The sequence below is a fragment of the Enterobacter sp. Ap-1006 genome, from assembly GCF_011752835.1.
GTDB lineage: Bacteria > Pseudomonadota > Gammaproteobacteria > Enterobacterales > Enterobacteriaceae > Cedecea.
The window spans coordinates 51,899-78,365 of the sequence record NZ_VWWU01000008.1 but is presented as its reverse complement, the minus strand read 5'-3'; the positions used below and the strand labels follow the sequence as shown (position 1 = coordinate 78,365).

28 protein-coding genes are annotated in these 26,467 nt (G+C 49.0%); 18 read left to right on the top strand and 10 right to left on the bottom strand.

Annotation, left to right across the window (positions count from 1 at the left end):
* Nucleotides 1–165: 165 nt before the first annotated feature.
* From radC to mutM, 4 genes are all read left to right on the top strand, one after another.
* Entirely contained in the window at nucleotides 166–843 is a 678-nt protein-coding gene (radC, locus tag F3J28_RS20715) for a RadC family protein (protein ID WP_166879364.1), read from the top strand.
* 214 nt (nucleotides 844–1,057) lie between these two features.
* Nucleotides 1,058–1,294, top strand: coding sequence for a 50S ribosomal protein L28 (rpmB, locus tag F3J28_RS20710; protein WP_008457442.1), 237 nt, complete (start codon nucleotides 1,058–1,060; stop codon nucleotides 1,292–1,294).
* A 20-nt stretch (nucleotides 1,295–1,314) separates the two neighbouring features.
* Nucleotides 1,315–1,482: a 50S ribosomal protein L33 gene (gene rpmG / locus F3J28_RS20705; RefSeq protein WP_002436700.1), complete on the top strand. Its 168-nt coding sequence runs from the start codon at nucleotides 1,315–1,317 to the stop codon at nucleotides 1,480–1,482.
* Nucleotides 1,483–1,550: 68 nt separating this feature from the next.
* On the top strand, nucleotides 1,551–2,360 hold the full coding sequence (mutM, locus tag F3J28_RS20700) for a bifunctional DNA-formamidopyrimidine glycosylase/DNA-(apurinic or apyrimidinic site) lyase (RefSeq protein ID WP_166879361.1): 810 nt from the start codon (nucleotides 1,551–1,553) through the stop codon (nucleotides 2,358–2,360).
* Here mutM and coaD read toward each other — a convergent pair whose 3' ends face one another.
* Together coaD and waaA are read right to left on the bottom strand one after the other, a co-directional pair.
* Nucleotides 2,361–2,840: a pantetheine-phosphate adenylyltransferase gene (gene coaD / locus F3J28_RS20695; RefSeq protein ID WP_008457448.1), complete on the bottom strand. Its 480-nt coding sequence runs from the start codon at nucleotides 2,838–2,840 to the stop codon at nucleotides 2,361–2,363.
* Between the two features lie 8 nt (nucleotides 2,841–2,848).
* On the bottom strand, nucleotides 2,849–4,126 hold the full coding sequence (waaA, locus tag F3J28_RS20690) for a lipid IV(A) 3-deoxy-D-manno-octulosonic acid transferase (RefSeq protein WP_166879358.1): 1,278 nt from the start codon (nucleotides 4,124–4,126) through the stop codon (nucleotides 2,849–2,851).
* A gap of 372 nt (nucleotides 4,127–4,498) precedes the next feature.
* Between waaA and rfaQ the strand changes: the two genes are divergently transcribed.
* From rfaQ to F3J28_RS20660, 6 genes are all read left to right on the top strand, one after another.
* Nucleotides 4,499–5,566, top strand: coding sequence for a lipopolysaccharide core heptosyltransferase RfaQ (rfaQ, locus tag F3J28_RS20685; RefSeq protein WP_166879354.1), 1,068 nt, complete (start codon nucleotides 4,499–4,501; stop codon nucleotides 5,564–5,566).
* The gene (locus tag F3J28_RS20680) at nucleotides 5,566–6,690 is read left to right on the top strand and encodes a glycosyltransferase family 4 protein (protein ID WP_166879452.1); all 1,125 of its coding nucleotides are present in this window, start codon (nucleotides 5,566–5,568) and stop codon (nucleotides 6,688–6,690) included. Before rfaQ ends, F3J28_RS20680 begins: the two co-directional genes overlap by 1 nt.
* Complete coding sequence (gene rfaP / locus F3J28_RS20675; protein WP_166879352.1) at nucleotides 6,683–7,480, top strand: lipopolysaccharide core heptose(I) kinase RfaP; 798 nt, start codon at nucleotides 6,683–6,685, stop codon at nucleotides 7,478–7,480. Before F3J28_RS20680 ends, rfaP begins: the two co-directional genes overlap by 8 nt.
* A gap of 65 nt (nucleotides 7,481–7,545) precedes the next feature.
* The gene (waaO, locus tag F3J28_RS20670; protein ID WP_166879349.1) at nucleotides 7,546–8,556 is read left to right on the top strand and encodes a lipopolysaccharide 3-alpha-galactosyltransferase; all 1,011 of its coding nucleotides are present in this window, start codon (nucleotides 7,546–7,548) and stop codon (nucleotides 8,554–8,556) included.
* Nucleotides 8,557–8,640: 84 nt separating this feature from the next.
* Nucleotides 8,641–9,660 carry a glycosyltransferase family 8 protein gene (locus tag F3J28_RS20665; protein ID WP_166879347.1) on the top strand — a complete coding sequence of 340 codons (1,020 nt, stop codon included), beginning with the start codon at nucleotides 8,641–8,643 and terminating at the stop codon, nucleotides 9,658–9,660.
* A gap of 7 nt (nucleotides 9,661–9,667) precedes the next feature.
* Nucleotides 9,668–10,810, top strand: a complete 1,143-nt coding sequence (locus tag F3J28_RS20660; protein ID WP_166879344.1) for a lipopolysaccharide N-acetylglucosaminyltransferase — start codon at nucleotides 9,668–9,670, stop codon at nucleotides 10,808–10,810.
* Between the two features lie 69 nt (nucleotides 10,811–10,879).
* Here the strand turns inward: F3J28_RS20660 and rfaL are convergent, their stop codons facing one another.
* Genes rfaL through rfaD form a run of 4 tightly spaced genes read right to left on the bottom strand, consistent with a single transcriptional unit; the run spans nucleotide 10,880 to nucleotide 15,077 of the window.
* The gene (gene rfaL, locus F3J28_RS20655; RefSeq protein ID WP_166879342.1) at nucleotides 10,880–12,088 is read right to left on the bottom strand and encodes an O-antigen ligase RfaL; all 1,209 of its coding nucleotides are present in this window, start codon (nucleotides 12,086–12,088) and stop codon (nucleotides 10,880–10,882) included.
* A 28-nt stretch (nucleotides 12,089–12,116) separates the two neighbouring features.
* A complete protein-coding gene (gene rfaC / locus F3J28_RS20650) occupies nucleotides 12,117–13,079 on the bottom strand; it encodes a lipopolysaccharide heptosyltransferase RfaC (protein WP_166879339.1) in 963 nt (320 codons plus the stop codon).
* Complete coding sequence (rfaF, locus tag F3J28_RS20645) at nucleotides 13,079–14,128, bottom strand: ADP-heptose--LPS heptosyltransferase RfaF (RefSeq protein ID WP_166879335.1); 1,050 nt, start codon at nucleotides 14,126–14,128, stop codon at nucleotides 13,079–13,081. Before rfaF ends, rfaC begins: the two co-directional genes overlap by 1 nt.
* A gap of 16 nt (nucleotides 14,129–14,144) precedes the next feature.
* Nucleotides 14,145–15,077: an ADP-glyceromanno-heptose 6-epimerase gene (gene rfaD, locus F3J28_RS20640; protein ID WP_008457465.1), complete on the bottom strand. Its 933-nt coding sequence runs from the start codon at nucleotides 15,075–15,077 to the stop codon at nucleotides 14,145–14,147.
* Between the two features lie 301 nt (nucleotides 15,078–15,378).
* Here rfaD and yibB point away from each other — a divergent pair, with 301 nt between their 5' ends.
* The 3 genes from yibB to tdh all read left to right on the top strand — a co-directional run bounded on the left by yibB (nucleotide 15,379) and on the right by tdh (nucleotide 18,749).
* Nucleotides 15,379–16,236, top strand: a complete 858-nt coding sequence (gene yibB / locus F3J28_RS20635) for a protein YibB (protein ID WP_166879332.1) — start codon at nucleotides 15,379–15,381, stop codon at nucleotides 16,234–16,236.
* A 280-nt stretch (nucleotides 16,237–16,516) separates the two neighbouring features.
* The gene (gene kbl, locus F3J28_RS20630; protein WP_166879329.1) at nucleotides 16,517–17,713 is read left to right on the top strand and encodes a glycine C-acetyltransferase; all 1,197 of its coding nucleotides are present in this window, start codon (nucleotides 16,517–16,519) and stop codon (nucleotides 17,711–17,713) included.
* Between the two features lie 10 nt (nucleotides 17,714–17,723).
* Complete coding sequence (gene tdh, locus F3J28_RS20625) at nucleotides 17,724–18,749, top strand: L-threonine 3-dehydrogenase (protein ID WP_008457475.1); 1,026 nt, start codon at nucleotides 17,724–17,726, stop codon at nucleotides 18,747–18,749.
* Nucleotides 18,750–18,788: 39 nt separating this feature from the next.
* Here tdh and F3J28_RS20620 read toward each other — a convergent pair whose 3' ends face one another.
* From F3J28_RS20620 to gpmM, 3 genes are read right to left on the bottom strand one after another with little or no spacing between them, the layout of a single operon-like run.
* On the bottom strand, nucleotides 18,789–19,679 hold the full coding sequence (locus tag F3J28_RS20620) for a divergent polysaccharide deacetylase family protein (protein WP_286178413.1): 891 nt from the start codon (nucleotides 19,677–19,679) through the stop codon (nucleotides 18,789–18,791).
* A gap of 48 nt (nucleotides 19,680–19,727) precedes the next feature.
* Nucleotides 19,728–20,990, bottom strand: a complete 1,263-nt coding sequence (gene envC, locus F3J28_RS20615; RefSeq protein ID WP_166879322.1) for a murein hydrolase activator EnvC — start codon at nucleotides 20,988–20,990, stop codon at nucleotides 19,728–19,730.
* Between the two features lie 9 nt (nucleotides 20,991–20,999).
* Nucleotides 21,000–22,547: a 2,3-bisphosphoglycerate-independent phosphoglycerate mutase gene (gpmM, locus tag F3J28_RS20610; RefSeq protein ID WP_166879319.1), complete on the bottom strand. Its 1,548-nt coding sequence runs from the start codon at nucleotides 22,545–22,547 to the stop codon at nucleotides 21,000–21,002.
* A gap of 247 nt (nucleotides 22,548–22,794) precedes the next feature.
* On the opposite strand from gpmM, the gene F3J28_RS20605 reads away from it, so the two are divergent.
* From F3J28_RS20605 to cysE, 5 genes are all read left to right on the top strand, one after another.
* Nucleotides 22,795–23,226, top strand: a complete 432-nt coding sequence (locus F3J28_RS20605; RefSeq protein ID WP_166879317.1) for a rhodanese-like domain-containing protein — start codon at nucleotides 22,795–22,797, stop codon at nucleotides 23,224–23,226.
* Nucleotides 23,227–23,247: 21 nt separating this feature from the next.
* Nucleotides 23,248–23,499, top strand: a complete 252-nt coding sequence (gene grxC, locus F3J28_RS20600) for a glutaredoxin 3 (RefSeq protein WP_166879314.1) — start codon at nucleotides 23,248–23,250, stop codon at nucleotides 23,497–23,499.
* Nucleotides 23,500–23,555: 56 nt separating this feature from the next.
* Complete coding sequence (gene secB, locus F3J28_RS20595; RefSeq protein WP_008457481.1) at nucleotides 23,556–24,023, top strand: protein-export chaperone SecB; 468 nt, start codon at nucleotides 23,556–23,558, stop codon at nucleotides 24,021–24,023.
* A complete protein-coding gene (gene gpsA / locus F3J28_RS20590) occupies nucleotides 24,023–25,042 on the top strand; it encodes an NAD(P)H-dependent glycerol-3-phosphate dehydrogenase (protein ID WP_039289166.1) in 1,020 nt (339 codons plus the stop codon). The genes secB and gpsA overlap by 1 nt, the downstream gene beginning before the upstream one ends.
* A gap of 78 nt (nucleotides 25,043–25,120) precedes the next feature.
* Nucleotides 25,121–25,936, top strand: coding sequence for a serine O-acetyltransferase (gene cysE, locus F3J28_RS20585; protein ID WP_008457483.1), 816 nt, complete (start codon nucleotides 25,121–25,123; stop codon nucleotides 25,934–25,936).
* On the opposite strand, the gene trmL is transcribed toward cysE, so the two are convergent.
* A complete protein-coding gene (gene trmL / locus F3J28_RS20580) occupies nucleotides 25,933–26,406 on the bottom strand; it encodes a tRNA (uridine(34)/cytosine(34)/5-carboxymethylaminomethyluridine(34)-2'-O)-methyltransferase TrmL (protein ID WP_008457484.1) in 474 nt (157 codons plus the stop codon). The genes cysE and trmL overlap by 4 nt on opposite strands.
* Nucleotides 26,407–26,467: the final 61 nt, after the last annotated feature.

Here is a 26,467-nt window from a genome sequence, read left to right as displayed (position 1 = left end):
CATGATTTTTATCCGTTGGAAGTCACAGTCGAATGGCCATTTTATCACAATCCCTGACAGGCGACTTTTTGCAGTTTGCGAGGCACTACGCAAGACCAAAACCCGCTCATCGCCTGATAATAAAAAAGGCCGCATCATGAGAGGGTTAAGAGAGGGAGAGGTGCGATGGACAGGGATAATGAGATTGAAAACGCGTATTTACCCAGGGAAAAGTTGCTGCAATTCGGTGTGGGTGCTCTCACCGACACTGAGCTGCTGGCGCTCTTTTTACGTACTGGCCACCAGGGAATGCACGTTTTGGTTTTTGCCAATATGCTGCTGCGTGAGTTTGGTTCCCTGCATCGCTTGTTGTCGGCAGATTATTCCCATTTCAAGGATGTGAAGGGGATTGGTGAAGCGAAATACACTCAACTAAACGCGATTGCCGAGCTGGCGAGGCGTTATTACTCGTCTCAGGGTATCAAAGAACTCTCATTGCTTACGCCTGGAAAGGTGCGGGAGTATGTGCAGAGTCAGTTGACGACCGAGCAGCGTGAAATCTTTATGGTGCTGTTTTTGAATAATCAGCATCAGGTTATTAAATGTGAGCGGTTGTTTGCCGGAACGCTAAGTCACGTTGAAGTTCACCCGAGAGAAATTGTCCGTGAAGCGATGAAATGCAACGCCGGTGCCATTATACTGGCGCACAACCACCCGTCAGGTAAGGCCGAACCCAGTAAAGCAGACCGGGCTATTACGGAACGCATCGTGAAAGTTTGCCTGTTTATGGAAATTCGAGTGCTTGATCATCTGGTTATTGGTCACGGAGAATACGTTTCTTTCGCTGAACGAGGGTGGATTTAAGCCATCAGGCGCGATCCATTGGGATCTTTGTCTGTTCGGGACTTGAGCACATGCCTCACACAGCGTATACTACGCCACCTTTGAGAATCTCGGGTTTGGCATTATGCGCCTGGCACTGTGGTTCACATTGAACCGCCAGGGACCAGGCTTGCAGCCTGACGAGGCGCCTAACCCTATACGAAGCTCGAGCTAATTTGATTTTTGGAGAATAGACATGTCCCGAGTCTGCCAAGTTACTGGCAAGCGTCCGGCGACCGGTAATAACCGTTCCCACGCACTGAACGCGACTAAACGCCGTTTCCTGCCGAACCTGCACTCTCACCGTTTCTGGGTTGAGAGCGAGAAGCGTTTTGTCACCCTGCGTGTATCTGCTAAAGGTATGCGTGTAATCGATAAGAAAGGCATCGATACAGTTCTGTCCGAACTGCGTGCCCGTGGCGAAAAGTACTAAGTACTTAGAGGAAATAAATCATGGCTAAAGGTATTCGTGAGAAAATCAAGCTGGTTTCTTCTGCTGGTACTGGTCACTTCTATACCACCACGAAGAACAAACGTACTAAGCCGGAAAAACTGGAACTGAAAAAGTTCGATCCAGTTGTCCGTCAGCACGTTGTATACAAAGAAGCCAAAATTAAATAATTCTGGTAACTTTGTTGAAGAAACCCGGCTCAGGCCGGGTTTTTTTATGCCTGCTTCCCGGAGGAGAGATGCCTGAATTACCAGAGGTAGAAACCAGTCGTCGCGGTATTGAGCCGCACCTGGTGGGTGAAACCATCCTGTATGCCGTTGTGCGCAATGCTCGACTGCGCTGGCCGGTTTCTGATGAAATACATGCTCTGAGCGATAAGCCAGTGTTGAGCGTACAGCGGCGGGCGAAGTATTTGCTGCTGGAGCTACCGGATGGCTGGATCATCATTCACCTGGGAATGTCCGGCAGCCTGAGGATCCTCGCGGAAGAACTTCCTGCGGAAAAGCACGATCATGTCGATCTGATCATGGGTAACGGCAAAGTTCTGCGCTATACCGATCCCCGCCGCTTTGGCGCCTGGCTGTGGGTCAAAGAGCTGGAAGGGAGCAATGTATTGTCTCACCTTGGTCCGGAGCCTTTGAGCGACACATTCAGTGCAGAATACCTGCGCGAAAAATCGGCCAAAAAGAAAACGGCTATCAAGCCCTGGCTAATGGATAACAAACTGGTTGTTGGGGTGGGGAATATCTATGCCAGCGAATCCTTGTTCGCAGCGGGGATCCATCCCGACCGTAGCGCGCAGTCGCTATCAAATAAAGAGTCTGAAACTCTGGTCGCAGCTATCAAAGCTGTATTGCAACGCTCAATAGAACAAGGTGGAACCACTTTAAAAGACTTCCTTCAGTCCGATGGCAAACCAGGCTATTTTGCTCAGGAGCTGCAGGTATATGGCCGGGAAGGAGAGCCTTGCAGGGTATGCGGTACGCCGATCTCCGCCGCTAAGCACGCCCAGCGTAGCACTTACTATTGTCGCCGCTGTCAGCGATAGCTATTTAAGCCTTTCGATAAGCGCTTTACAAACATGCTCTGGCAGGAAGTGGGCGACATCTCCGTGATGGCGCGCCACTTCTTTGACAAGGGAAGAAGAGACAAACGACCACTCTTTAGATGGCATCAGGAACACGCTTTCAAGTTCAGGCATGAGATGGCGGTTCATGTGGGCCAGCTGCATTTCATATTCAAAATCAGCCGCGGTACGCAACCCACGCACCAGCACGTTTGCCTGCTGGTTACGTGCAAAGCTTGCCATTAAATCGCTGAAACCGAGAACCTGAACGTTGGGTAAATGCGCAAGTGCCTGCTGCGCCAGCGCAACGCGTTCATCCAGGGTGAACAAGGCATTCTTGCTGGGGCTTGCTGCAATCGCAAGGATCACCTGGTCAAACATACTGGCTGCACGGGTAACGATATCAATATGGCCGTTGGTGATGGGATCGAAAGTCCCCGGATAGATTGCCCGCTTTTGCATATCTGACCTTAGTGTGTTTTAGGGGGGAGATAAGGTTCCAGTAGCTGTAACAGGCGCTGCAATGCACCCTGGTTCTGGTAAAGCACTTCCACAGCATGGCGCCCGTAGAAGTTACGATAATCCTCATCTGTGAGCAAAGACGCAATCTCTTTTACTAATGACTGCTCGTCCGTCACGGTGATTAGGCCATCTGCCTGCGACAGGCGCGCGCAGATATCTTTGAAGTTAAAGGTATGTGGACCCATTAACACTGGAATAGCGTGTGCGGCTGGTTCGAGGGGATTATGGCCACCGCGCTCAACTAACGAGCCGCCAACAAAAGCCAGATCGGCAATCCCGTACAGTAACATCAACTCACCCATAGTATCGCCAATGACGACCTGCGTACTGGAAGACGGTACCTCTCCAGAAGAGCGAGTGATGTAGCTTAATCCAGCATTTCTGACCAGATTGATTGCATCCGGGAAGCGTTCCGGGTGACGTGGTACAAGGATCAGCAATAAGTTAGGAAACTGCTTTAAAAGCGACTGATGAGCTTGCACGACGATGCTTTCTTCGCCTTCGTGCGTGCTGGTAGCTATCCAGACCGGGCGGTGCGGCGCCCACTGCCGGCGCAGCGTCACGGCTCGAGCCGCCAGCTGTGGTGTCACCGAAATATCAAACTTAAGGCTACCGGTAACCGTCAATTGGCTCCGTTTTGCACCCAGTGAGATGAAGCGTTCACCATCTTCTTCGTTCTGTGCGGCAATAAGCGTAATACGCTGCAGCAGCGTTCTGACAAAGTCACCAAGTTTTGCGTAGCCCTTTGCCGAACGCGCGGAAAGCCTGGCATTGGCAATCACTAATGGAATATAGCGTTTGTGCAGCGCGGCTATCAGGTTTGGCCAAAGTTCGGTTTCCATAATAAGCACCAGCTTTGGATCGACTTTATCCAGGAAGCGGTTTAGCGCACACGGTAAATCGTAAGGCAGATAGACGTGCTGGACGTCTTCTCCGAAAGCGGACATGACCCTTTCTGAGCCGGTTGGTGTCATTGTCGTGACGGTAATCGGCAATTCTGGATAGCGGTGGCGAAGCGCGCGAACCAGAGGTATGGCGGCCAGCGTTTCCCCAACGGAAACCGAATGCAACATAATACCACCTGGCTTGAGCGGCTTTTTATAGAAGCCGTAGCGCTCGCCAATGCGTTTGCGGTATGCAGGAGCTTTACGACCGCGCACCCATAATCGCAGCCAGATGAGTGGCTGTATGAGGTAAAGCAGTACGGTGTAAAGCAATTGGAGCATAGGACACGGCTGGCATTATGAATGTGCTGGGGATTCTATGTATTTAACCTGAGCTTTGCCATTACTTTTGCGGAAATTGGGCGAAAACCAGGTTGATGGCTTACGTCAAAGGTATGTATTGCCAGGCAATTGTTGGATTGAGCAGTTGTGCAAAAGTCAAAAGTGAATGGTCTTTGAGTTTAAGGGAAATAAATTATTTTAATTCATATGGTTATCAATGAGTTGTCTTGGCTTGCGTATCCTTCGGAATGGGCGCGATAAGTGGTACACTACACGTAAAAATGAACACGTTGTCAGTGAACAGGTAGCTGTGGAGCCTGGGGCGGTAGCGTGTTTTTTATTTTTCGGTATTGCTGATATTAAGAGCTGACGGTGAATACGACATTTAAAAGAATTTTAGTGATTAAAATGCGCTTTCACGGCGACATGTTGCTGACAACGCCTGTGATCAGTACCCTTAAGCGCAACTATCCTGAAGCAAAAATAGATGTCCTGCAGTATCAGGATACCCTTCCCATTCTTTCTGGAAATCCAGAAATAAATGCGCGCTACGGTATAAGCAACAAAGGCGTTAAAACAGGAAAGAAAATCAGTAATTTTCTCTCTTTGATTCGCCGCTTGCGGAGCAATCATTATGACCTGATTGTTAACCTGACCGATCAGCGGAGCGTGGCATGGATGGTTCGCTGCCTTGGGCCGGCAGTAAAAATTTCCCAGGATTACGCTCACCGGCAGTCTTCATTCTGGAAAAAAAGCTTCACTCACCTTGCCCCTGTCGTTGGTAAGCATGTCGTTGAAGCTAGCCTCTCAGTGCTCTCTCCTTTAGGAATTACGGATTTTTTTACAGAAACAACGCTGTACTACACTGAGGCCGATTGGCAAAAGATCCGTGAAGTGCTTGATGCTGAAAGCGTTGCTGACAAGTATGTTGTCATTCAGCCCACGGCCCGACAGCTCTTCAAGTGTTGGGACAACGATAAGTTTTCTCAGATCATTGATTACTTGCAGGATGAAGGATTCCCGGTTGTATTGACCTCTGGACCGGGTCGTGACGATCTCGCCTGCGTTAATGAGATAGCTCAAGGATGCAAAATAACGCCCGTTGTGGCGCTTGCCGGCAAAACAACCTTCCCGGAGTTGGGTGCTTTAATCGATCATGCAGCATTGTTTATTGGGGTGGACTCAGCGCCTGGGCATATCGCTGCGGCGGTAAAAACGCCTGTCATTAGCCTGTTTGGTGCAACGGACCATGTTTACTGGCGTCCATGGACAGAGCAAATTACGCAATTCTGGGCAGGTAACTATCAATCTATGCCGTCCCGTGCTCAACTCGACCGCAATAAAAAATATATGTCGGTGATCCCTGCTGAGGATGTTATTGCCGCCATTTCTAAAATGCTTCCTGCCGCTGCGGCGCTATCACTAAGAGACGAAGCATGATGACAGTTGCTTTTTGTCTGTATAAATATTTTCCCTTTGGCGGCCTGCAGCGCGATTTTATGCGTATTGCCGGGGCTGTTGCATCGCGTGGGCATAACGTCCGGGTTTATGTGCAGTCCTGGCAGGGCGAGAAACCTGATGCCTTTGATATCGTCATCGTTCCTGTGCGGTCAAAAACGAACCACGGTCGTAATGCTGAATATTATCAATGGGTGAAGGCTCATCTGAGTCAGCATCCGGTAGACCGCGTAGTGGGTTTTAATAAAATGCCGGGTCTCGATGTTTATTATGCAGCAGACGTTTGTTACGCCGAAAAAGTAGCACAAGAGAAAGGTTTCTTTTATCGCCTGACCGCCCGATATCGGCATTATTCACAATTTGAAAAAGCCACATTCGAGCAAGGAAAATCAACCAAGTTGCTGATGCTGACTGATAAGCAAATTGCTGATTTTGAAAAACACTATGGTACGGAATCTTCGCGTTTTCTGATCCTGCCTCCAGGTATTTACCCCGATCGTCGATTCGACAACCATCCGCAGGGTAGCCGGGAGCGTTACAGAGAAAAAAACGGCATTGGTGTGAATGACTACCTCGTTTTGCAGGTAGGCTCCGATTTCTCGCGTAAAGGCGTTGATCGCTCTATTGAAGCGTTGGCTGCTTTGCCTGAGGCCATCCGTAGTCGAACCACTTTGTTTGTTGTAGGGCAGGATAAACCCGGGCGGTTTAAGGCATTAGCGCAGAAACGTGGCGTAGAGAGCCGGGTTAGTTTCTTCTCCGGAAGAGATGACGTCTCTGAACTGATGATGGCTGCTGATGTTTTGATTCATCCTGCCTATCAGGAAGCTGCCGGTATTGTCTTACTTGAGGCTATAGCTGCCGGATTGCCAATCCTTGTGACGGAAGTTTGCGGCTATGCACATTATATTGCAGACGCTGAATGTGGGGTTGTTATCAAAGAACCGTTTAGCCAGGCATCGCTTAATGCGGCTTTATCTGACGTTCTGGGTAATGCAGAGCAGCGCCTGAGCTGGGCGAGTCACGCTCGTCATTATGCCTCAACCCAGGATATTTATAGCCTGGCCGAAAAGGCAGCAGATATCATTGTGGGAGAGCCGCGTGGTTGAGTTAAAAGAACCTTTTACCTCTCTTTGGAAAGGAAAGGACGTTTTTGCTGAAGTCAGAAAACTTCAGGGGGAAATTTTCCGCGAACTGGAAACACGCCGTACGTTACGTTTCGAGGCCGCAGGAAAAAGCTATTTCTTAAAATGGCACCAGGGAACGTCTATCAAAGAAGTGATAAAAAATCTTATTTCGCTGCGAATGCCGGTTTTAGGGGCCGATCGCGAGTGGAAGGCGATTCACCGGCTGAAAACTCTGGATGTCGATACGATGCAGGGCGTTGGTTTTGGTGAAAAAGGGCTAAATCCAATCAACAAAACGTCGTTCATCATTACTGAAGATTTAACGCCTACGATCAGTCTCGAAGATTACTGTGCTGATTGGGCGACGAATCCACCTGACCTAAAAATCAAGCGGATGCTGATTGAGCGTGTAGCCACGATGGTGCGTAAAATGCACGGTGGTGGCGTAAATCATCGGGATTGTTATATTTGCCATTTCTTATTGCATCTCCCCTTTTCTGGTCGGGAAAGCGAACTGAAGATTTCGGTGATTGACCTGCATCGTGCGCAGATTCGAACAAAAGTACCTCGACGCTGGCGGGATAAAGATCTCATTGGACTCTATTTTTCATCGATGAACATTGGGCTGACACAGCGTGATATTTGGCGCTTTATGGTGACGTATTCTAATCAGCCACTTAGAGGTGTGCTAGAAACGGAACATGCATTACTGGCTAAAGCAGAAGATAAAGCGGAAAAAATCAAAGAACGAACGATTAGAAAATCGTTGTAGTAGCCTGTAAGGGGCGTCATTGCCGGTTACAGTCGTCTATTCATCTTAGTCGGATAAGAATCAATATGTCTCAATTCAGTGATGAAGATATCATCCTCTCTGTTTTCGATTTTAACTACCAGGAAAAGAAAGCTGCCAATGTTCTCAATATAGCATTTGGTATTGATAAGAATTTCCTTTTCGGCTGTGGTGTTGCTATCTCCTCAGTCTTGTTGAGTAATGCATCTGCATTTTTTGAGTTTCATGTGTTCACTGATTCACTCAGTGAAGCCGATAAGGCTCGATTCGAAGCATTAGCTAAACAATATAAAACACATATTAATATCTATGTCATTAACTGTGAGAAGCTAAAATCATTACCGAGTACAAAAAACTGGAGTTATGCGACATACTTCCGTTTTATTATTGCAGATTATCTCTATCACAAAGTTGATAAACTTCTTTATCTGGATGCGGATATCGCCTGTAAAGGAAGCATTCAGCCGTTAGTTGATTATGTTTTTGCAGAGAACGAAATTGCCGCTGTGGTTGTGGAAAGGGACATTGAGTGGTGGTCGAACCGGGCTGCAACACTTTCAACACCGGAGTTAGTGTCTGGTTACTTCAATGCGGGTTTTTTGCTTATAAACATCAATGAATGGAATATCAACAATATTTCTTATAAAGCAATCGAGATGCTGCGGGATCCTCAGTGGGTAGAAAAAATTACTCACCTTGACCAGGATGTGCTGAATATCTTGCTGGTAGGGAAAGTTAAATTCATTGAAGGGAAATATAATACTCGTTTCAGTATTAATTATGAGCTTAAAGACAACGTAGTGAATCCTGTCAATGATGAAACTGTTTTTATTCATTATGTTGGTCCGACGAAACCGTGGCATGACTGGGGCACTTATCCCGTCTCTCAGAGCTTCTTAACGGCGAAAGAGGCTTCACCCTGGCGCAATGTCGAACTTCTAAAACCAATTAATAGTCACCAATATCGATACTCTGCAAAACATAAGTTCAATCAAAAGCTTTATCTGCAGGGGCTGTCGAACTACTTTAACTATTATGTGGCTAAATTTAAAGAATAGTTGTGCTCGCGACAGTATTGCTGGCATGGAATGTTATGAAAATAACCATGCTACACGACTAATGGTGATGAAAGGTAATTGACATTGAACTTTAAACAAATCACGCAATTTAACGATATCATTGTTCTGGATCGGCGCCTTGTAAAGTGTGATGACCGGGAAACATTCAATATTTCATGGGGTATCGATAAAAATTATCAGATAGGTGCCGCGATATCGATTGCTTCCATTCTTGAAAATAATAAAAAGAGTGATATTGATTTTACCTTTCATATTATCGCTGATTACTTAGATAATGAGTATGTTGAGCTTTTAACACAGTTAGCTGAGCAATATAAGACGGTTATAAAAATCTATCACATTGATTCTGCGCCGCTAAGGTCTTTGCCGAAAACAAATATTTGGCCAGTATCAATATACTATCGCTTGCTTTCTTTTGATTATTTCTCTGAGCGTCTTGATAGTCTTTTATATCTGGATGCCGATGTTATATGTAAAGGCTCATTGCAATCTCTAGCTTCTTTAGAATTTAATGAAGAGTACGGCGCGGTGGTTATTGATGTTGACACCATGCAAAAGAAAAGTGCTGTGCGTCTACAAAATCCAGAATTTGAAGGGAATTACTTCAATTCTGGTGTAATGTACATAAACTTAAATCAATGGCTAAAATCAAGCTTAACGGAAAGATTTTTCAACTTACTTTCAGATGAGAGTGTGGTTGGGAAATTAAAGTATCCGGACCAGGATATTCTTAATATTATATTCCTTCATCACGCAAGAATACTGCCCCGGGAATACAATACCATTTACTCTTTAAAATCTGAGTTTGAGAATAAAAACAGTAAATATTACAGTGAGTTCATTAAGGAAAGCACGGTATTTATACATTATACGGGCGTGACAAAACCCTGGCATGACTGGGCTAATTATCCGTCGGCACAGTTTTTCCGTAACGTTTATGATGTTTCCCCGTGGCAGAATATACCTTATCAAAGTGCAGTGAAAAAGCATGAGTATAGAGAGAAATATAAACATTTGCTTTATCAAGGCAAAGTTTTTGGTGGCCTCTGCGCTGCGATTAAATATAATTTAATGCAGGGTTAAAAATTATATGGCTGATAAAATTATATTTACTGTCACACCTATATTTTCTATTCCTCCGCGCGGTGCCGCTGCAGTTGAAACGTGGATGTACCAAGTCGCTCAGAGAACGTCTATTCCCAATCGCTTGGTGTGCATTAAAAATGAAGGGTATACAGATTTTACCCCTGTAAACGATAACTGTAGTATCCATCGCATTGGATTCAGCCGCATTTATAAGCGCATCTTCCAGAAATGGACTCGCCTTGATCCACTGCCGTATTCGCAGCGAATACTGAATATTGCGAAAGATTTTCATATTACGGATGACAGCATTGTCGTTGTGCATAACAGCATGAAGCTTTATCGGCAAATCAGACAACGTGCTCCTCAGCAGAAAATCGTCATCCATATGCATAATGCGTTCGAACCCAAAGGGTTGGACCAGGATGTAAAAATGATTGTGCCGAGCAATTTTTTAAGAGATTTTTATCAGAATCTTTTGCCGAAAGCCGATATTAAAGTGGTTGCTAATGGCATTGATTTGGATGTTTATCAATCTGCTTATACACCTGTTTCTAAAGCAGATCTGGGCATTTCTGAGAATGATAAAGTCCTCTTCTATGCGGGGCGTATTGTTCCGGATAAGGGGATTTTATTGCTCATGCAGGCGTTTGAAAAGCTGGCCAGAGAACATGAAAATATGAAACTCGTAGTGGTTGGCGATCACCTGGAGGTGAACAAAGCGGATAATGGAGCTTATCAGCGTGAGGTCAGAGAGATTGCCGAGCGTTTGCAGGGGCGATGTATTATGTTAGGAAGCATAGCGCCGGAAAACATGCACCGTTACTACCCTCTGGCTGACCTGGTTGTCATTCCTTCTCAGTTTCAGGAACCATTTTGCATGGTGGCTATTGAGGCAATGGGGGCAGGAAAGCCGGTATTGGTCAGCACCCGTGGCGGCATGGTTGAATTCGTCAGGGAAAAAGAGACAGGTTTTCATCTGCGAGAGCCCATGACTGCAGACTCTGTTGCTCAGGATATTATGAGCACACTGCAAAGTCCGGATATAAATGACATGGCAAAATGTGGGCAAAACTTTGTTTATAATCATTTTAGTTGGGCCGGAGTCACTCAGAGATTTGAAGACGTGATTAATAATTGGTTTCACTAGCTATAATCTCTCCCGTTCTTTGTGATTTTAATAAAAAAGGCTACTTGATGTAGCCTTTTTTATTGTCATTCACTTTTTATGCATTGCAATCAGTAACCCAACCAATATGCCTAGCAGGTCTAGCTGTATTTGTTCAACATTCCCTCGAACGATGAAGTAGCCGATAAATGATAACAATATTATCATGTGGGCATTTATTGGAGATGACTGACTTCTGTTAAAAGCGTTGGCAATACACTCTTTAACTATCGCTGCATAAGTCGTCAACAGGGCAACTAATCCGAGCAAACCGGTGCCAAACCAGACAAATAGTGCCAGATTGTGAGGTCCGATAGATTCACGGAAAGTCCAGTCTGGATAATCAACCACACGCTTATTGTAAACGTCTTTATAGGCTATATTTCCAAAGCCATAGCCAATAACAGGATTTTCCATAATAAGATCCCAGGCGCTACCTTGAGTACCGTTGGTGTAGCGATAGGAGCTGTCGGTCTGTTGAAGTTTAAATATAAGGGTGGTGGAGGCTTGCTTGTGCGTAAATATCAATGCAAGCGCAACGGTTGCGATAATAGCACCCGTAATCAATAGCTTCCATTGCTTATTAAGCAAAATCCACAGAAGGCTAACGATCAGTACCGAAAGCCATGCACCGCGGGAAAGTGTGCCTAAAATAAGGAATAAATAGGCAATGCTGAGGATAATAAATGCAACTCTGTATTTGGTTGATTTTATTAACCACATGCTCAAAAGTGCAGGTAGAAGAAATACCATAGCATCTGATATACCACGATGCCGGTAATCGATAAATGGCATCACGCCTTGCTTATAATCCTGATAATAAAGCACGAGTTCTGTTAAGCAACGCAGGCTCAATGCCGTAATAAATGAAAAGAAGATAAGTTTAGAAATAAACTCTTTGCTTTCATTCCTCAGCAGGACAGGGATAACTATTGTACATAAGAGCGTGTTTTCCAGGACCGATCGACTGATTTCTTTCAGGCTTGCTTTGAAATCAGGTGTCTGAAACAGCGAAAGCAATACGGCGACAGTCAAAAAAGCTATACTGTAGAAGAGTGATGTTTTGAAAACAGACAGGATGTGCTTCGGTTGCTTACATAGGTATATGATCGTTGTTATGGCCATCAGGATAACAATCAGATGTTTATAACGAGTGATATTACCTAAAAAATAAGTGGCAATAAATAAGAATACAAGCGTTCTATTCCAGTATAAGGTCCAGTTTTTTTTCTCATTAGAAAAAAATAATGTAAGGGCCATCTCTTCTCCGATATCGAAATTCGAGTACTTACAGGATCGCCGTAAGTTGATTAAATACTGTAGGGGCCGTTAAATCATCAAGTTTGTTACCCGGTGCGCGACACACAACCTGATTTTTCCCATACCCACCAATAAGGCCCGGATCTGTAGGTCCGTAAAGCGTTACATTCGGTCGATCTAATGCTGCAGTAAGATGGCTTAATCCTGTATCAACAGAAACCACAAATTCGGCATTAGCCAGAACTTTGGCGACCTCTTCAAGCGTTAATTTTGGCAGAACATCCACAAAGCTAAATCCTGCCGCCAGTCGTTTGGCTCTTTCTTCTTCGTGCGGTGCCCCCCAAGGGAGTTTTATCCGCAGTCCGGTTGCTTTCAATAGCTCAATCAGCTCCCGCCAATTTTCTTCTGGCCAGTGTTTATCATCTCGAGTTGTTGCGTGTAAAAATACCGCATACTTTTCCGCACTTTCTTTCGGATTAGTAAGAAAATGCCCTGAAATCGCATAATCACCCTGAGATTGCGGTTTTGCGTAACCCAAACTTTTGGCAAAAAGTTCACGAGTACGTTCCACGGCGTGCTGCTGCCTGGCCACATTATGGCGTTTGTTATAAAACAGGCTTGCCAGAGGTTCACGGGCACTGTTCCAGTCCATGCCATGCTTGATGCCATGTGCTTTTCGAGTCACCAACGCTGCGCTTTTTACCAGGCCCTGAGCATCAATGACGCAGTCGTACTTTCTTGCTTCAAGCTGATAATAAAAAGCTTTTCGTTCCGCGCGAGTTTCAGCGGAGAACCAGCTTTTACGCCAGCGACGGATCGCGACGGGAATCACTTTATCCACGGCGGGGTGCCAGCCTGGTATCTGTGCGAAACCTTCTTCTACCGCCCAATCGAACGAAATTCCCGGCATTGCCAGCATTGCGTCTGTAAGCGCAGGAAGAGAGTGAAGAACATCGCCCATCGAAGACGTTTTAACGAGAAGGACGCGCATTAGTCTTCCTTGCTGCTGGTTAGCAGTTCAGTCAATGTAACCAGCACGCTTTCTGGTGTGATATCGATCAGACTTTGATGATAGCCCTCAGCAGCATCGCCTTTACGCACTTTATGGTAGCCGCTGATCAAGCGAATAACTCTCGCTTTGTGGGAAAGTGGTGGGGTGAAATCCGGGCTGCTGGGGCCATAAAGTGCGACCAGAGGACGGTTGAGCGCAGCTGCGACATGCATCAGGCCGGAATCATTGGTGACCACACCCTCGCAAGCGGCAAGCAATATCACGGCCTGTTCAAGCTGGGTATCCCCGGCAAGGTTACGGCACCATGCCTGCTGTTCAGTGGTGAGAGCAGCAAGAATCTCTTTACCTGCGTCCTTATCCTTGGCAGAACCGAAGAGCACAACCTGATAGCCCGCATCGATGAGTTTTGCTGCGAGCGCGGCGTAATGATAGTGCGGCCAACGCTTTGCAGGGCCGAACTCTGCTCCAGGGCAGAAACCAATCATCGGACGCTGTGGATCAAGATTAAAAGCAGCGCAAGTCTGTGTTTTTTCACCTTCACTAACATGTAGTTGAGGCCACAGGAGCGGCTGCGGGAGGTCTTTAGCCGACTGCATTATGCCTTTTTCATAACCCAGGGCGACGTAGCGCTCTACCATCAATGGCCAGGCTTGTTTGTCCAGCTTACGGCTGTCATTCAGCAGGCCGTAACGCATCTCGCCCAACCAACCCGTACGGTGAGGTATGTTGGCAAAAAAAGGCACCAGAGCGGATTTAAACGAGTTTGGCAGAACGTACGCATGGTCATAGCGTTTGTCCCGCAGGCTGTGTCCAAGGCGACGACGCTCTGTGATTTGCAACGCACCGTGGCCCAAAGGCATGGCGATGGCTTCGTTCACTTCCTGCATACGCGATAATAGCGGACGGCACCAGGCGGGTGCCATCACGTCAATGATCGCCTGGGGATAACGCGCCTTGAGCGTGCGATAAAGACTTTGCGACATCATCATGTCGCCCACCCATGACGGGCCAATCACCAGAATTTTCATGCTTTCCCTGTGCAGCTTATGCGTCGCGATTTAACCATTTCATGTATTCCGCAACCCCTTGGGCAACGGTTTTGAACGGCTTGTCGTAACCTGCAGCGCGCAGATTGGTTAAGTCAGCTTCAGTATAAGCCTGATAGCGACCTTTTAGCTTTTCCGGGAAAGGAATGTACTCGATGCTGCCTTTGTTGTGATACGCCAACGCTGCGTCTGCCACGGCCTGGAAGGATTCCGCACGACCGGTACCGCAGTTGAAAATACCGGAAACGCCATTTTGCCAGAACCAGAGGTTAACGGCGGCAACATCACCCACATAGATGAAGTCACGCTTGAAGCCGTCGCTGCCTTCAAACAGTTTTGGGTTCTCACCGTTATTCAACTGAGTATTGAGATGGAATGCCACGCTCGCCATGCTGCCTTTGTGGCCTTCGCGCGGCCCGTAGACGTTAAAGTAGCGGAAGCCGGTCACCTGAGAGTTTGCTTCTGGCAGGATCTGGCGAACATATTCATCAAACAGGAATTTTGAGTAACCGTACACGTTCAGCGGCTGTTCATATTCGCGGGATTCGATGAAATCTGCATTGCGCCCGCCGTAGGTGGCGGCAGAAGAGGCATACAGGAACGGAATTTCGCGCTCCAGGCAGTAGTGCAGGATTTCTTTAGAGTACTGATAGTTGTTGTCCATCATGTACTTGCCGTCCCACTCGGTCGTGGACGAGCAAGCCCCTTCATGGAAAATGGCGTCGATATCACCGAACTCTTCCCCGGCCATAATTTGGATCAGGAAGTCTTCCTTATCCATGTAGTCGGTGATGTCCAGATCAACCAGGTTAACAAATTTAGTCCCATCCTTCAGGTTATCTACCACCAGGATATCGCGATAGCCTTGTTCGTTCAGTGACTTAACAATGTTGCTGCCGATCATGCCGGCGCCGCCAGTAACGATGATCATAACTGTAGCCTTAAAATTATGGAGTCAGAGACAATCTCAGACATGAATGTGCATAATCATACCATTACATTTGCATCGCTTCAGCCATTTACACAATGCGCCAGGTTTGTCATCCAGGTGGTTTAAGCCCGATTGACTTTTCCTGGGTTTACCTGCTATTTAATTTCATATTATTTTTATTTTAATGTTTGCCGGGGAATTATTGTATTCGTTACGGCCGATCTGAACGCAAAGTGTACTGTGTACAGAGGGTAAATGATTGTGATATAATATTTATTTATATTAATGGTTTTTATTAGCGATGAAATCATCTACCACAATTGTAACGGCTTATTTTGACCTCGGTAGAGGGGAGTGGACTGCTAATAAAGGGTTCCGTGATAATCTTGCCCGCTCTGTAGATGTTTATTTTAATTACTTCGAGCGATTGGCCGCTTTAGAAAATGATATGGTGGTATTCACTTCACCCGATCTCAAGGAAAGAGTTGAAGCCATTCGACAGGGAAAGCCTACTACGGTTATTGCCATTGATATAAAAAACAAATTTAAACATATTCGGCGTCTTATTGAGAGGGTTCAGCAGGACGAGCGTTTTACCAATCAATTAGAGACCCATCAGTTAAAAAACCCTGAATATTGGTCGCCAGAGTACGTGTTAGTCTGTAATTTAAAATCCTACTTTGTTAACAAAGCCATTAATGATGGGTTAATAAAAACACCACTGGTTGCATGGATTGATTTTGGCTATTGCCGAGAGTCTAAAGTAATTCGTGGTTTAAAAATTTGGGATTTTCCATTTAATAAAAATACTATGCATCTTTTTACCATCAAGAAAGGGCTAAATGTTACGTCGTTGAAACAGGCATTTGACTTTATGATTGGTAACCATGTTTATATTATCGGCGGTGCTATTGTCGGTTCTCAGAGTAAATGGCAAGAGTTTTATTCTCTGGTAACGGAAAGCCAGAGAATTACGCTGAAAAATAATATCGTGGATGATGACCAGGGCATATTTGTTCTCTGTTATTACAAACGCCCTGAATTATTCACCCTGAATTATCTTGGGAAAGGAAAATGGTTCGACCTGTTCCGTTGCTTCAGGCACTCCGCTTTAGGCGCCAGACTGCAGGCGCTTAGAATTTTTCTCTCGAGGAAGTAGCCCCTGCTGAGGGAATAAATCATCTGAAGATGATTTCAACAGGTCAGATAAACGGGAATTTATCTGACCTGTCAGGATTTTAATGATTTCAATATTTATATTATTATTCAATGTGTTAATGATGATTCCTGCACGGCCTTCATACCGCTTAAAGCCCCTGTCGGCCTGGCATTCTAGCGTGATTTATCCTGCAAAATTAAGAATCCCTGAAGCGTCATCTCGCCTGGTGATATAGGTTTGGGTAAGATGTGCCAAAACTTGCCATGCCTGGAGAATCGCGATGCGCGAAGATTTTTACCAACAGCTGACTTCCCAACTCGAAACCGCTCGAGCAGAAGGGCTTTTTAAAGAAGAACGTATTATCACCTCTGCCCAGCAAGCGGACATCACCGTCGCGGACGGTAGCCACGTTATTAACTTCTGCGCCAACAACTATCTGGGTCTTGCTAACCATCCGCAGCTGATTGAAGCGGCTAAACAGGGGATGGATAAACACGGTTTTGGTATGGCTTCGGTCCGCTTTATCTGCGGTACTCAGGACAGCCATAAACAGTTGGAAAGCAAGCTGGCCGATTTCCTGGGAACGGACGATGCGATTCTTTACTCCTCCTGCTTCGACGCCAATGGCGGCCTGTTTGAGACGCTGCTCGGGCCGGAAGATGCCATCATTTCTGACGCACTGAACCATGCCTCAATTATCGACGGTGTGCGCCTGTGTAAAGCACAGCGTTATCGCTATGCCAACAACGATATGCAGGAACTGGAAGCTCGCCTGAAAGAGGCTCGTGCTGCCGGTGCTCGCCATGTGATGATTGCCACCGATGGCGTGTTCTCAATGGACGGTGTGATTGCCAACCTGCAGGGCGTTTGTGATCTGGCGGATAAGTACAATGCGCTGGTTATGGTCGATGACTCCCACGCCGTGGGCTTTGTTGGTGCCAATGGGCGCGGTACGCACGAATACTGCGATGTCATGGACCGGGTTGATATTATTACCGGCACGCTGGGTAAAGCGCTGGGCGGTGCTTCTGGTGGCTATACCGCAGGTCGCAAAGAAGTTATCGAATGGCTTCGCCAGCGTTCCCGTCCTTACCTTTTCTCAAATTCACTCGCGCCAGCCATTGTTTCCGCCTCTATCAAGGTACTGGAAATGCTGGAGTCAGGCGAAGAGCTGCGTGAGCGCCTGTGGTCAAACGCTCGTCTGTTCCGTGAAAAAATGAGCGCTGCCGGATTTACGCTTGCAGGTGCAGATCACGCCATTATTCCAGTGATGCTTGGTGAAGCAGTTGTGGCGCAAAACTTTGCGCGCGAGCTGCAAAAAGAAGGTATTTATGTCACCGGTTTCTTCTACCCGGTGGTGCCAAAAGGTCAGGCGCGTATTCGCACCCAAATGTCGGCGGCGCATACTCCTGAGCAAATTGAACGTGCGGTAGATGCGTTTACTCGCATCGGTAAGCAATTAGGCGTTATCGCTTAAGGGAGCGGTCATGAAAGCATTAGCAAAACTGAAGGCGGAAGAAGGTATCTGGATGACGGATGCTCCCAAGCCGGAAATGGGTCATAACGATCTGCTGATCAAAATTCGTAAAACGGCGATTTGCGGGACCGACGTCCATATTTACAACTGGGATGAATGGTCGCAAAAAACTATTCCTGTTCCTATGGTTGTGGGCCACGAATACGTGGGTGAAGTGGTCGGCATAGGCCAGGAAGTGAAAGGCTTCAAGATTGGCGATCGCGTTTCCGGCGAAGGGCACATCACCTGTGGACACTGTCGTAACTGCCGCGGCGGGCGCACCCACCTGTGCCGTAACACTACCGGCGTGGGCGTGAACCGCCCTGGCTGTTTTGCTGAGTATTTGGTTATCCCGGCGTTTAATGCGTTCAAGATCCCGGACAATATCTCAGACGACCTGGCTTCCATCTTCGACCCGTTCGGCAACGCAGTGCACACGGCACTTTCGTTCGACCTGGTGGGCGAAGATGTTCTGGTCTCCGGCGCGGGCCCTATCGGGATCATGGCGGCGGCAGTAGCAAAGCATGTCGGTGCGCGTAACGTAGTGATTACCGACGTGAACGAATACCGCCTCGAGCTGGCGCGTGAAATGGGAATCACCCGTGCGGTCAACGTCAGCAAAGAAAGCTTGCAGGACGTGATGAGCGAGCTGGGGATGACCGAAGGGTTTGACGTGGGTCTGGAGATGTCCGGCGCACCACCGGCATTCCGCACCATGCTTGACACCATGAATCACGGTGGCCGTATTGCGATGCTGGGGATCCCGCCGTCAGATATGTCTATCGACTGGACCAAAGTTATCTTTAAGGGGCTGTTTATTAAAGGTATCTATGGCCGAGAGATGTTTGAAACCTGGTACAAGATGGCCGCCCTGATTCAGTCTGGCCTGGATCTGTCCCCGATTATCACCCACCGCTTCTCTATTGATGAGTTCCAGAAAGGCTTTGACGCGATGCGCTCCGGGCAGTCCGGCAAAGTTATCCTGAGCTGGGATTAATCATTGAACCAGAGGGCATCGCGCCCTCTGGTTTTTCAATCACGCCTGTTTGGCCCAACCCTGCCACTGATGCTGGAGATATTTCACCAGCGTGCTCTCGGCAATACTTTCACTGATGACTTTAAAGTAGGTGGTGGCGTACACCGGCTCAAGAGGCTGTTTCGGTTTACACACCTTCACGCCACGGAACGGGTTACGCGGCGGTGGCTGTTTGCCCGGCTGAGTATTATTCGGCGTTGAGGTATCTACCTGTGGCTCATTAAGCAGGCTGCTCGGCCGCACCAGCGTGATGTCCGGTGGCAGGTTGTACACCATCTGCTGGAGGACACGAACCGTTGAAGGGTGGGGGTGACCGATGGCGATTGCTGACCCGGTTTTGCGAGCAAGCTGGATAGCGCGATTGAACTGAAAGCGGATATCCGCTTCGTTCTGAGTATCGTCGAGGAACACTTTCCGCTTAATCACTTTGACACGAGTGCCGGCCGCGGCGCGCGTGGCCTGGCTGTTACCGATGGTCATGCTGTCCAGGAAATAGAGATTGTATTGCTCCAGCGACTGCATCACTTTTTGCATACCGAACAGGCTGGAGGTCATCGCGCTGCCCATATGGTTATTCATCCCAACTGCATAAGGGACTTTGTTCACCGCGTCGCGGATAATTCTCTCGATTTCGCTGCTGCTCATGTCCGGGCGGAGCGTATCTTTCTCTAGCGGTTGTTTGCTAAGTGGTGCCATCGGCAGATGGATCAGAACTTCGTGCCCGGCATTATGGGCTTTAGTGGCCATTTCGCGAGCGTGTGGTGCGTTGGGTAGCACGGCGACAGAGACGTTAGTCGGCAGGGCCAGCACCTGGTTTTCCTGTTGAGGACGATAGCCGAAGTCGTCGATGACGATTGAGAGCTTACCGGCCCACGCGGAGGTTGCCAGCATTAGCCCGCTGGCGGCGGCGAAAAAAACGGTGCGGAACTGAGGCAAAACTTATCTTCCCAACCACGGTTGTGGATTCACTGCCTGGCCCTGGCGACGAATTTCGAAATAGAGTGACGGACGGCCCTGGCCGCCACTGCTACCGACCAGTGCAATAGGTTGCCCGGCACGTACCTGGGTGCCGACGCTGACCAACGCGCTCTGGTTGTAGCCGTAGAGACTCATATCGCCTTTACCGTGTTCAATGACGACAACAAGACCATAGCCCTGAAGCCAGTCGGCAAGGATCACGCGTCCGTCGGCAATGGCTTTAACTTCTGTGCCTTCTGACGCCGCAATAACGATACCTTTCCAACGTAGTTCACCTTGCAGCTGTTCGCCATAGCGATGCAGTAACGAACCGCGAACCGGCCAGTATGCCTGCCCACGTGGCGCACCCAGGCCACCTGTTCTCGACATTAAGGAACGTTCGCTTTCGGTTGGCTTGTAGGTTGTGCCTTTGTTGGAGGCTTCCTGCTGTTTATTGCGAACCTGCTCTGCTTCGCGTGCCTCACGCTCGGCTCGAGCTTTTGCCGCTGCTTCTGCGCGGGCTATCTGATTTTGTAAACGCGTCTGGTTCTGGCGCATCTCACTCAGCTTCTGCTGATCCTGCTGAATGGAGGATTCCAGGCCTGCCAGCGTCTTTTTGCGTTCGTTGCGGGCGCTCTCCAGCCTGGCCTGTTGCGCCTGCTGGTCATACAGCAAGGTTTGCTGCTCGCTTTGCTTACTTTCCAGCTCGGTTTTCTGCTGTGCGGCTTCTGCTTTGGTCTGTTTTAACGCTTCGATAGTCTGCTGACGCGCAGCATTAAGGTAACCGAAATAGGCCTGCAGGCGCTGGCCACGCTGGCTTTCTTCGCCGCTAAGAATCAACTGAATACCAGTATGCTGACCCTGACGAAACGCCGCATCTAGCTGGGCAGCCAGGTTACGTTCCTGGGTTGCCTGCTGTTTTTGCAGTTTGGCGAGGGAGTTGTTCAGCGTCGCGATTTGATTGTTTAAATCGGCGAGGGTGTTCTGGGTTTCGCGCAGCTTACGGCTGGCCGCGGAAATCGCTTCTTCCTGAGCTTTGAGCTGAGCGAGTAAAACGGAGCGTTGCTGCTGCTGCTGACGCACCGCACGCTCTTTGGCAGCGATATCCTGTTGAATGGATTGCAGCTGCTGCTTGTCGTCAGCGTGGCTGGAAAAAGGCCATAACAAGACGCCAGCGCTAAACACGCTGGCGTAGATAACGGGCTTCACAGCCCATGTCTTTGAAAAAATCGCCTTTCCCCTCATGGGGAGGGATTATTCCACGATGAACAGCGGCTTGCCAGTCATCTCGTGCGGGATTTCCATTCCCATCAGGCTCAACATGGTTGGCGCGATGTCCGAAAGCTTGCCGCCAGCGACAGCTTTCAGGTTTTTTTCACCTACGTAGATCAGCGGGACCGGCAGGCTGGTGTGCGCGGTATGGGCCTGGCCGGTAGCCGGGTCGCGCATTTGCTCTGCGTTACCGTGGTCTGCAGTGATCAACAGCTGACCGCCAATGGCCTCAACGGCTTTAACCACCTGAGCGACACAGTTGTCGAGGGCTTCAACGGCGGAAATCGCAGCATCATAGACGCCGGTGTGGCCAACCATGTCACCGTTTGGGTAGTTGCAGATGATGGTATCGTACTTGCCGCTGTTGATGGCGCTCAGCAGCTTATCGGTCAGTTCAGCAGAGCTCATTTCAGGCTGCAAATCGTAGGTTGCCACTTTCGGAGAATTCACCAGGACGCGATCTTCACCCGCGAACGGCTCTTCAACGCCGCCGTTGTAGAAGAAGGTCACGTGAGCGTATTTCTCGGTTTCGGAGATGCGTAACTGAGTTTTATTGTGTTTCGCCATCCACTCACCGAAAGTATTGGTCAGTGACGCTGGTGGGTAAGCGCAGGGCGTTTTAATGTCTGCGGCATATTCGGTCAGCATCACGAAGTCGCCAAACTGCACCACTTTTTTGCGGCTGAAGCCGTCGAAATCGCCGTTAACAAAGGCGCGAGTGATCTGGCGGGCACGGTCAGCACGGAAGTTCATGAAGATTAATGCATCGCCGTCGTTCATAGCAGATTCGGCTTCACCCGCGGCGCGAATCACGGTTGGCTTAACGAATTCATCGTTTTCGTTGCGAGCGTAAGCGGCTTCCAGACCAGCAACCGCATTGTCTGCCTGGAATTCACCTTTGGCCTGAGTCATCAGGTCGTAAGCCAGCTCAACGCGATCCCAGCGGTTGTCGCGGTCCATAGCGTAGTAACGGCCAATCAGGGTGGCAACGCGGCCTTTGCCCAGCTCAGCGAACTTGTCGGCAAATTTCTTCAGGGAAGACTCTGCGCTGCGTGGCGGCGTGTCACGGCCATCAAGGAAAGCATGCAGATAAATAGCTTCAGCGCCTCGCTCGGCCGCCAGCTCGATCATCGCCAGAATATGGTCTTCATGGCTGTGAACGCCACCGGGAGAAACCAGACCCATGATATGTACCGCTTTACCGGCGGCAACGGCTTTGTCTACCGCACCGGTCAGAACCGGATTAGCAAAGAAAGCACGTTCTTTAATTTCAACGTCCAGGCGAGTCAGATCCTGGTAGACGATGCGGCCGGCACCGAGGTTGACGTGGCCCACTTCGGAGTTACCCATTTGCCCGTCTGGCAAGCCGACTTCCAGGCCTGATGCGTTGATCAGGGTATGCGGGCGCTGGGCCCATAGGCTATCCATCACCGGCGTTTTAGCATTAAGAATCGCGTTATCCTGCTGCTCTTCGCGGTGGCCATAGCCATCGAGAATGACCAGGACCATAGGTTTTTTAGTAACCGACATTGCAACAACCTCTGAGTCTAAGACAAAATTTGCGTAATTTTACTACAGCCGATCCAGGCGAATAGCCGCAGAAGATCAAAGAAAGAGGTTGGATGGCGATCGGATTTCATCAGTCTGGTTCTTTTTTTCCGTAACAGCCCGCAGAATCCACATAACATTATTCAGACTGGCTGTAATTGCCACAACGCGAAGGTATACTCCCCACCTGGTTTTCTCATCATTACTTAGTCGGGAGTTATTACCCCCCATGCAAGAAATTATGCAATTCGTTGGTCGCCACCCCATACTTAGTCTGGCGTGGGTTGGCCTGCTGGCCGCGGTACTTTTCATGACCTTTAAAGGCCTGGCTTCTAAAGTTAAAGTGATCACTCGTGGTGAAGCCACTCGCTTAATTAACAAAGAAGATGCGGTGGTGGTTGATGTGCGCCAGCGTGACGACTTCCGTAAAGGCCACATTGCAAATTCACTGAACGTGCTGCCAACTGAAATCAAAAGCGGCAACTTGGGTGAACTTGAAAAACATAAAGCGAAGCCCATTATTGTGGTATGCGCTAACGGTGTTTCTTCACAAGAATCAGCGGCTTTGTTGCACAAGGCTGGTTTTGAGCAGGTTGCGCTGCTAAAAGAAGGTATTGCCGGCTGGAGCGGGGAAAACCTGCCGCTGGTTCGCGGTAAATAATCTGGAAAACTGAGGTAAACCATGGCGACTATTGAGATCTATACCAAAGCGACTTGTCCTTTTTGCCACCGTGCAAAAGCCCTGCTGAACGAAAAAGGCGTGGCGTTTCAGGAATTACCTATTGATGGTGATGCCGCTAAGCGGGAAGAGATGATCAAACGCAGTGGTCGCACCACGGTACCGCAGATTTTTATTGACGCACAGCACATTGGCGGTTGCGATGACTTGTACGCACTGGATGCGCGTGGTGGACTCGATCCCCTGCTGAGCTAGTGCGGTTTGTCTGCCGTGTATCGCAGAGTAAGGACGTTTAAATTTAAGGGTTAACAATGTCAGAACAAAACAATACAGAAATGGGTTTCCAGATTCAGCGTGTTTACACCAAGGATGTCTCTTTCGAAGCACCTAACGCACCGCACGTTTTCCAGAAAGACTGGCAGCCGGAAGTAAAATTGGATCTGGATACTGCATCCAGCCAACTGGCTGAAAATGTTTATGAAGTTGTGCTGCGCGTAACCGTGACCGCTACGCTGGGTGAAGACACCGCTTTCCTGTGTGAAGTTCAGCAGGCGGGTATCTTCTCCGTTGACGGTATCGAAGGCACGCAGCTGGCGCATTGCCTGGGCGCGTACTGCCCGAACATTCTGTTCCCATATGCGCGTGAATGTATCACTAGCCTGGTTTCTCGCGGCACTTTCCCGCAGCTGAACCTTGCACCGGTTAACTTCGATGCGTTGTTCATGAACTATCTGCAGCAGCAAGCTGGCGAAGGTGCTGAAAACCATCAGGATGCCTGATGAACAGCCTTAATGCTTCAATGACTGTTATCGGTGCCGGTTCTTACGGCACCGCTCTCGCAATCACCCTTGCGAGAAATGGCCACCACGTTGTGTTGTGGGGTCATGATGCCAAACATATTGCCACGCTGCAGGCCGATCGCTGCAATGTGGCTTTCCTGCCCGATGTCCCTTTTCCCGATACTCTACATCTTGAGAGTGATTTAGCCGTAGCGTTGGCCGCCAGCCGTAATATTCTGGTGGTTGTACCGAGCCATGTGTTTGGGCAAGTGTTGCGCCAAATCAAGCCGCTGATGCGCCCGGATGCACGTATTGTGTGGGCGACAAAAGGGCTGGAAGCTGAAACGGGTCGTCTACTGCAGGATGTTGCCCGTGAGGCGCTGGGGGATGATGTTCCCCTGGCCGTCATTTCTGGCCCAACATTCGCGAAAGAGCTGGCAGCAGGTTTACCGACGGCGATTGCGCTTGCGGCAACTGATGACCAGTTTGCGGATGACCTCCAACATCTTCTGCATTGCGGTAAAAGCTTCCGTGTCTACAGCAATCCTGATTTCATCGGCGTTCAGCTTGGCGGTGCGGTTAAAAACGTTATCGCTATTGGCGCAGGGATGTCGGACGGCATCGGTTTTGGCGCCAATGCGCGTACCGCGCTTATCACCCGTGGTCTCGCGGAGATGACTCGCCTTGGCAGCGCGCTCGGTGCTTCGCCGGAAACCTTTATGGGCATGGCCGGCTTGGGCGATCTGGTGCTGACCTGTACCGACAACCAGTCCCGCAACCGTCGCTTTGGCATGATGCTCGGTCAGGGAATGGATGTAGACGGAGCACAGCAAAAAATTGGCCAGGTGGTTGAGGGCTATCGCAATACCAAAGAAGTTCGCGAGCTGGCGGCTCGGGTAGGCGTCGAAATGCCAATAACCGAGGAAATTTATCAGGTATTGTATTGCGGAAAAAATGCGCGCGAGGCAGCATTAACGTTGCTTGGTCGTACTCGTAAGGATGAACGAAGCGGCAAATGAAGGATCGCCTAATACACCGCAATAACTGAAACGTCCCGACCCTGGTGTCGGGCGTTGTTTTTCTGTCTGGAGAGAGCAATGTCGTCTGAAGAACTGGATTTGGTGTGGAGCAATATTAAAGCCGAAGCGCGAGCGCTTGCGGATTGTGAACCCATGTTGGCCAGTTTTTATCATGCGACACTCCTCAAGCACGATAATCTTGGAAACGCGCTCAGCTACATGTTGGCCAATAAGCTGGCTTCGCCGATTATGCCGGCCATTGCCATTCGCGAAGTGGTTGAAGAGGCCTACGCTGCCGATCCGCAGATGATTGCCTCTGCCGCTTGCGACATCCAGGCGGTACGTACGCGTGACCCTGCGGTAGACAAGTATTCAACGCCGCTGCTTTATCTTAAAGGCTTCCATGCGCTGCAGGCGTATCGCATTGGCCATTGGCTTTGGCTGCAGGGGCGACAGGCGCTGGCTATCTTCTTGCAGAACCAGGTCTCCGTCTCTTTCCAGGTTGATATTCACCCTGCGGCAAAAATTGGGTGCGGGATTATGCTTGACCATGCCACCGGGATTGTCATTGGTGAGACTGCGGTCGTCGAAAACGATGTGTCTATTCTGCAATCGGTCACGCTAGGCGGTACCGGTAAAACCAGTGGCGATCGCCATCCGAAAATCCGCGAAGGCGTAATGATTGGTGCGGGTGCCAAGATCCTCGGCAATATTGAGGTCGGAACCGGCGCAAAAATTGGCGCAGGTTCCGTCGTGCTACAGCCTGTTCCGCCGCATACAACGGCAGCTGGCGTGCCGGCGCGAATCGTAGGTACGCCGGGAAGTGACAAGCCAGCGATAGATATGGATCAGCACTTCAACGGCGCAGGCTTTGAATACGGCGACGGCATTTAGCTTCTGAGAACAGCGCCTTGATACCCTAGCTGGCGCCAGGCCTCATAGACCACCACGGACACCGAGTTAGAGAGGTTCATGCTGCGGCTGTCCGGCATCATGGGAATGCGAATCTTTTGTTCTGGCGGCATGGCGTTCAGTATCTCAGCGGGTAGCCCGCGAGTTTCCGGGCCAAACATCAAATAATCTCCAGCCTGATAGCTCACAGCACTGTGGGCGGGTGTTCCTTTGGTTGTTAATGCAAACAGGCGCTGAGGGTTTTCGGCTTCCAGAAAGGCGTTATAGTCGCGATGGCGCAGCACTGTCGTAAATTCGTGATAATCCAGCCCGGCGCGACGCAGGCGTTTATCATCCCAGGGAAAGCCCATTGGCTCGATGATGTGCAGGCGGAAACCAGTGTTGGCACACAGGCGGATAATGTTCCCGGTATTGGGCGGAATTTCAGGCTCAAACAAAACGATATTTAACATACAACCCCCATCAACTAGGGGCGAAGAATAGCAAAATAGCTACTGAGCAGAAACGAAAACA

Bases quoted from the DNA above. Each gene is read 5' to 3' on its own strand.
- radC (WP_166879364.1), top strand. From the start codon at position 166: ATGGACAGGGATAATGAGATTGAAAACGCGTATTTACCCAGGGAAAAG.
- rpmB (WP_008457442.1), top strand. From the start codon at position 1,058: ATGTCCCGAGTCTGCCAAGTTACTGGCAAGCGTCCGGCGACCGGTAAT.
- rpmG (WP_002436700.1), top strand. From the start codon at position 1,315: ATGGCTAAAGGTATTCGTGAGAAAATCAAGCTGGTTTCTTCTGCTGGT.
- mutM (WP_166879361.1), top strand. From the start codon at position 1,551: ATGCCTGAATTACCAGAGGTAGAAACCAGTCGTCGCGGTATTGAGCCG.
- coaD (WP_008457448.1), bottom strand. From the start codon at position 2,840: ATGCAAAAGCGGGCAATCTATCCGGGGACTTTCGATCCCATCACCAAC.
- waaA (WP_166879358.1), bottom strand. From the start codon at position 4,126: ATGCTCCAATTGCTTTACACCGTACTGCTTTACCTCATACAGCCACTC.
- F3J28_RS20680 (WP_166879452.1), top strand. From the start codon at position 5,566: ATGACAGTTGCTTTTTGTCTGTATAAATATTTTCCCTTTGGCGGCCTG.
- waaO (WP_166879349.1), top strand. From the start codon at position 7,546: ATGTCTCAATTCAGTGATGAAGATATCATCCTCTCTGTTTTCGATTTT.
- F3J28_RS20660 (WP_166879344.1), top strand. From the start codon at position 9,668: ATGGCTGATAAAATTATATTTACTGTCACACCTATATTTTCTATTCCT.
- rfaL (WP_166879342.1), bottom strand. From the start codon at position 12,088: ATGGCCCTTACATTATTTTTTTCTAATGAGAAAAAAAACTGGACCTTA.
- rfaC (WP_166879339.1), bottom strand. From the start codon at position 13,079: ATGCGCGTCCTTCTCGTTAAAACGTCTTCGATGGGCGATGTTCTTCAC.
- rfaF (WP_166879335.1), bottom strand. From the start codon at position 14,128: ATGAAAATTCTGGTGATTGGCCCGTCATGGGTGGGCGACATGATGATG.
- rfaD (WP_008457465.1), bottom strand. From the start codon at position 15,077: ATGATCATCGTTACTGGCGGCGCCGGCATGATCGGCAGCAACATTGTT.
- yibB (WP_166879332.1), top strand. From the start codon at position 15,379: ATGAAATCATCTACCACAATTGTAACGGCTTATTTTGACCTCGGTAGA.
- kbl (WP_166879329.1), top strand. From the start codon at position 16,517: ATGCGCGAAGATTTTTACCAACAGCTGACTTCCCAACTCGAAACCGCT.
- tdh (WP_008457475.1), top strand. From the start codon at position 17,724: ATGAAAGCATTAGCAAAACTGAAGGCGGAAGAAGGTATCTGGATGACG.
- F3J28_RS20620 (WP_286178413.1), bottom strand. From the start codon at position 19,679: ATGCTGGCAACCTCCGCGTGGGCCGGTAAGCTCTCAATCGTCATCGAC.
- envC (WP_166879322.1), bottom strand. From the start codon at position 20,990: ATGAGGGGAAAGGCGATTTTTTCAAAGACATGGGCTGTGAAGCCCGTT.
- gpmM (WP_166879319.1), bottom strand. From the start codon at position 22,547: ATGTCGGTTACTAAAAAACCTATGGTCCTGGTCATTCTCGATGGCTAT.
- F3J28_RS20605 (WP_166879317.1), top strand. From the start codon at position 22,795: ATGCAAGAAATTATGCAATTCGTTGGTCGCCACCCCATACTTAGTCTG.
- grxC (WP_166879314.1), top strand. From the start codon at position 23,248: ATGGCGACTATTGAGATCTATACCAAAGCGACTTGTCCTTTTTGCCAC.
- secB (WP_008457481.1), top strand. From the start codon at position 23,556: ATGTCAGAACAAAACAATACAGAAATGGGTTTCCAGATTCAGCGTGTT.
- gpsA (WP_039289166.1), top strand. From the start codon at position 24,023: ATGAACAGCCTTAATGCTTCAATGACTGTTATCGGTGCCGGTTCTTAC.
- cysE (WP_008457483.1), top strand. From the start codon at position 25,121: ATGTCGTCTGAAGAACTGGATTTGGTGTGGAGCAATATTAAAGCCGAA.
- trmL (WP_008457484.1), bottom strand. From the start codon at position 26,406: ATGTTAAATATCGTTTTGTTTGAGCCTGAAATTCCGCCCAATACCGGG.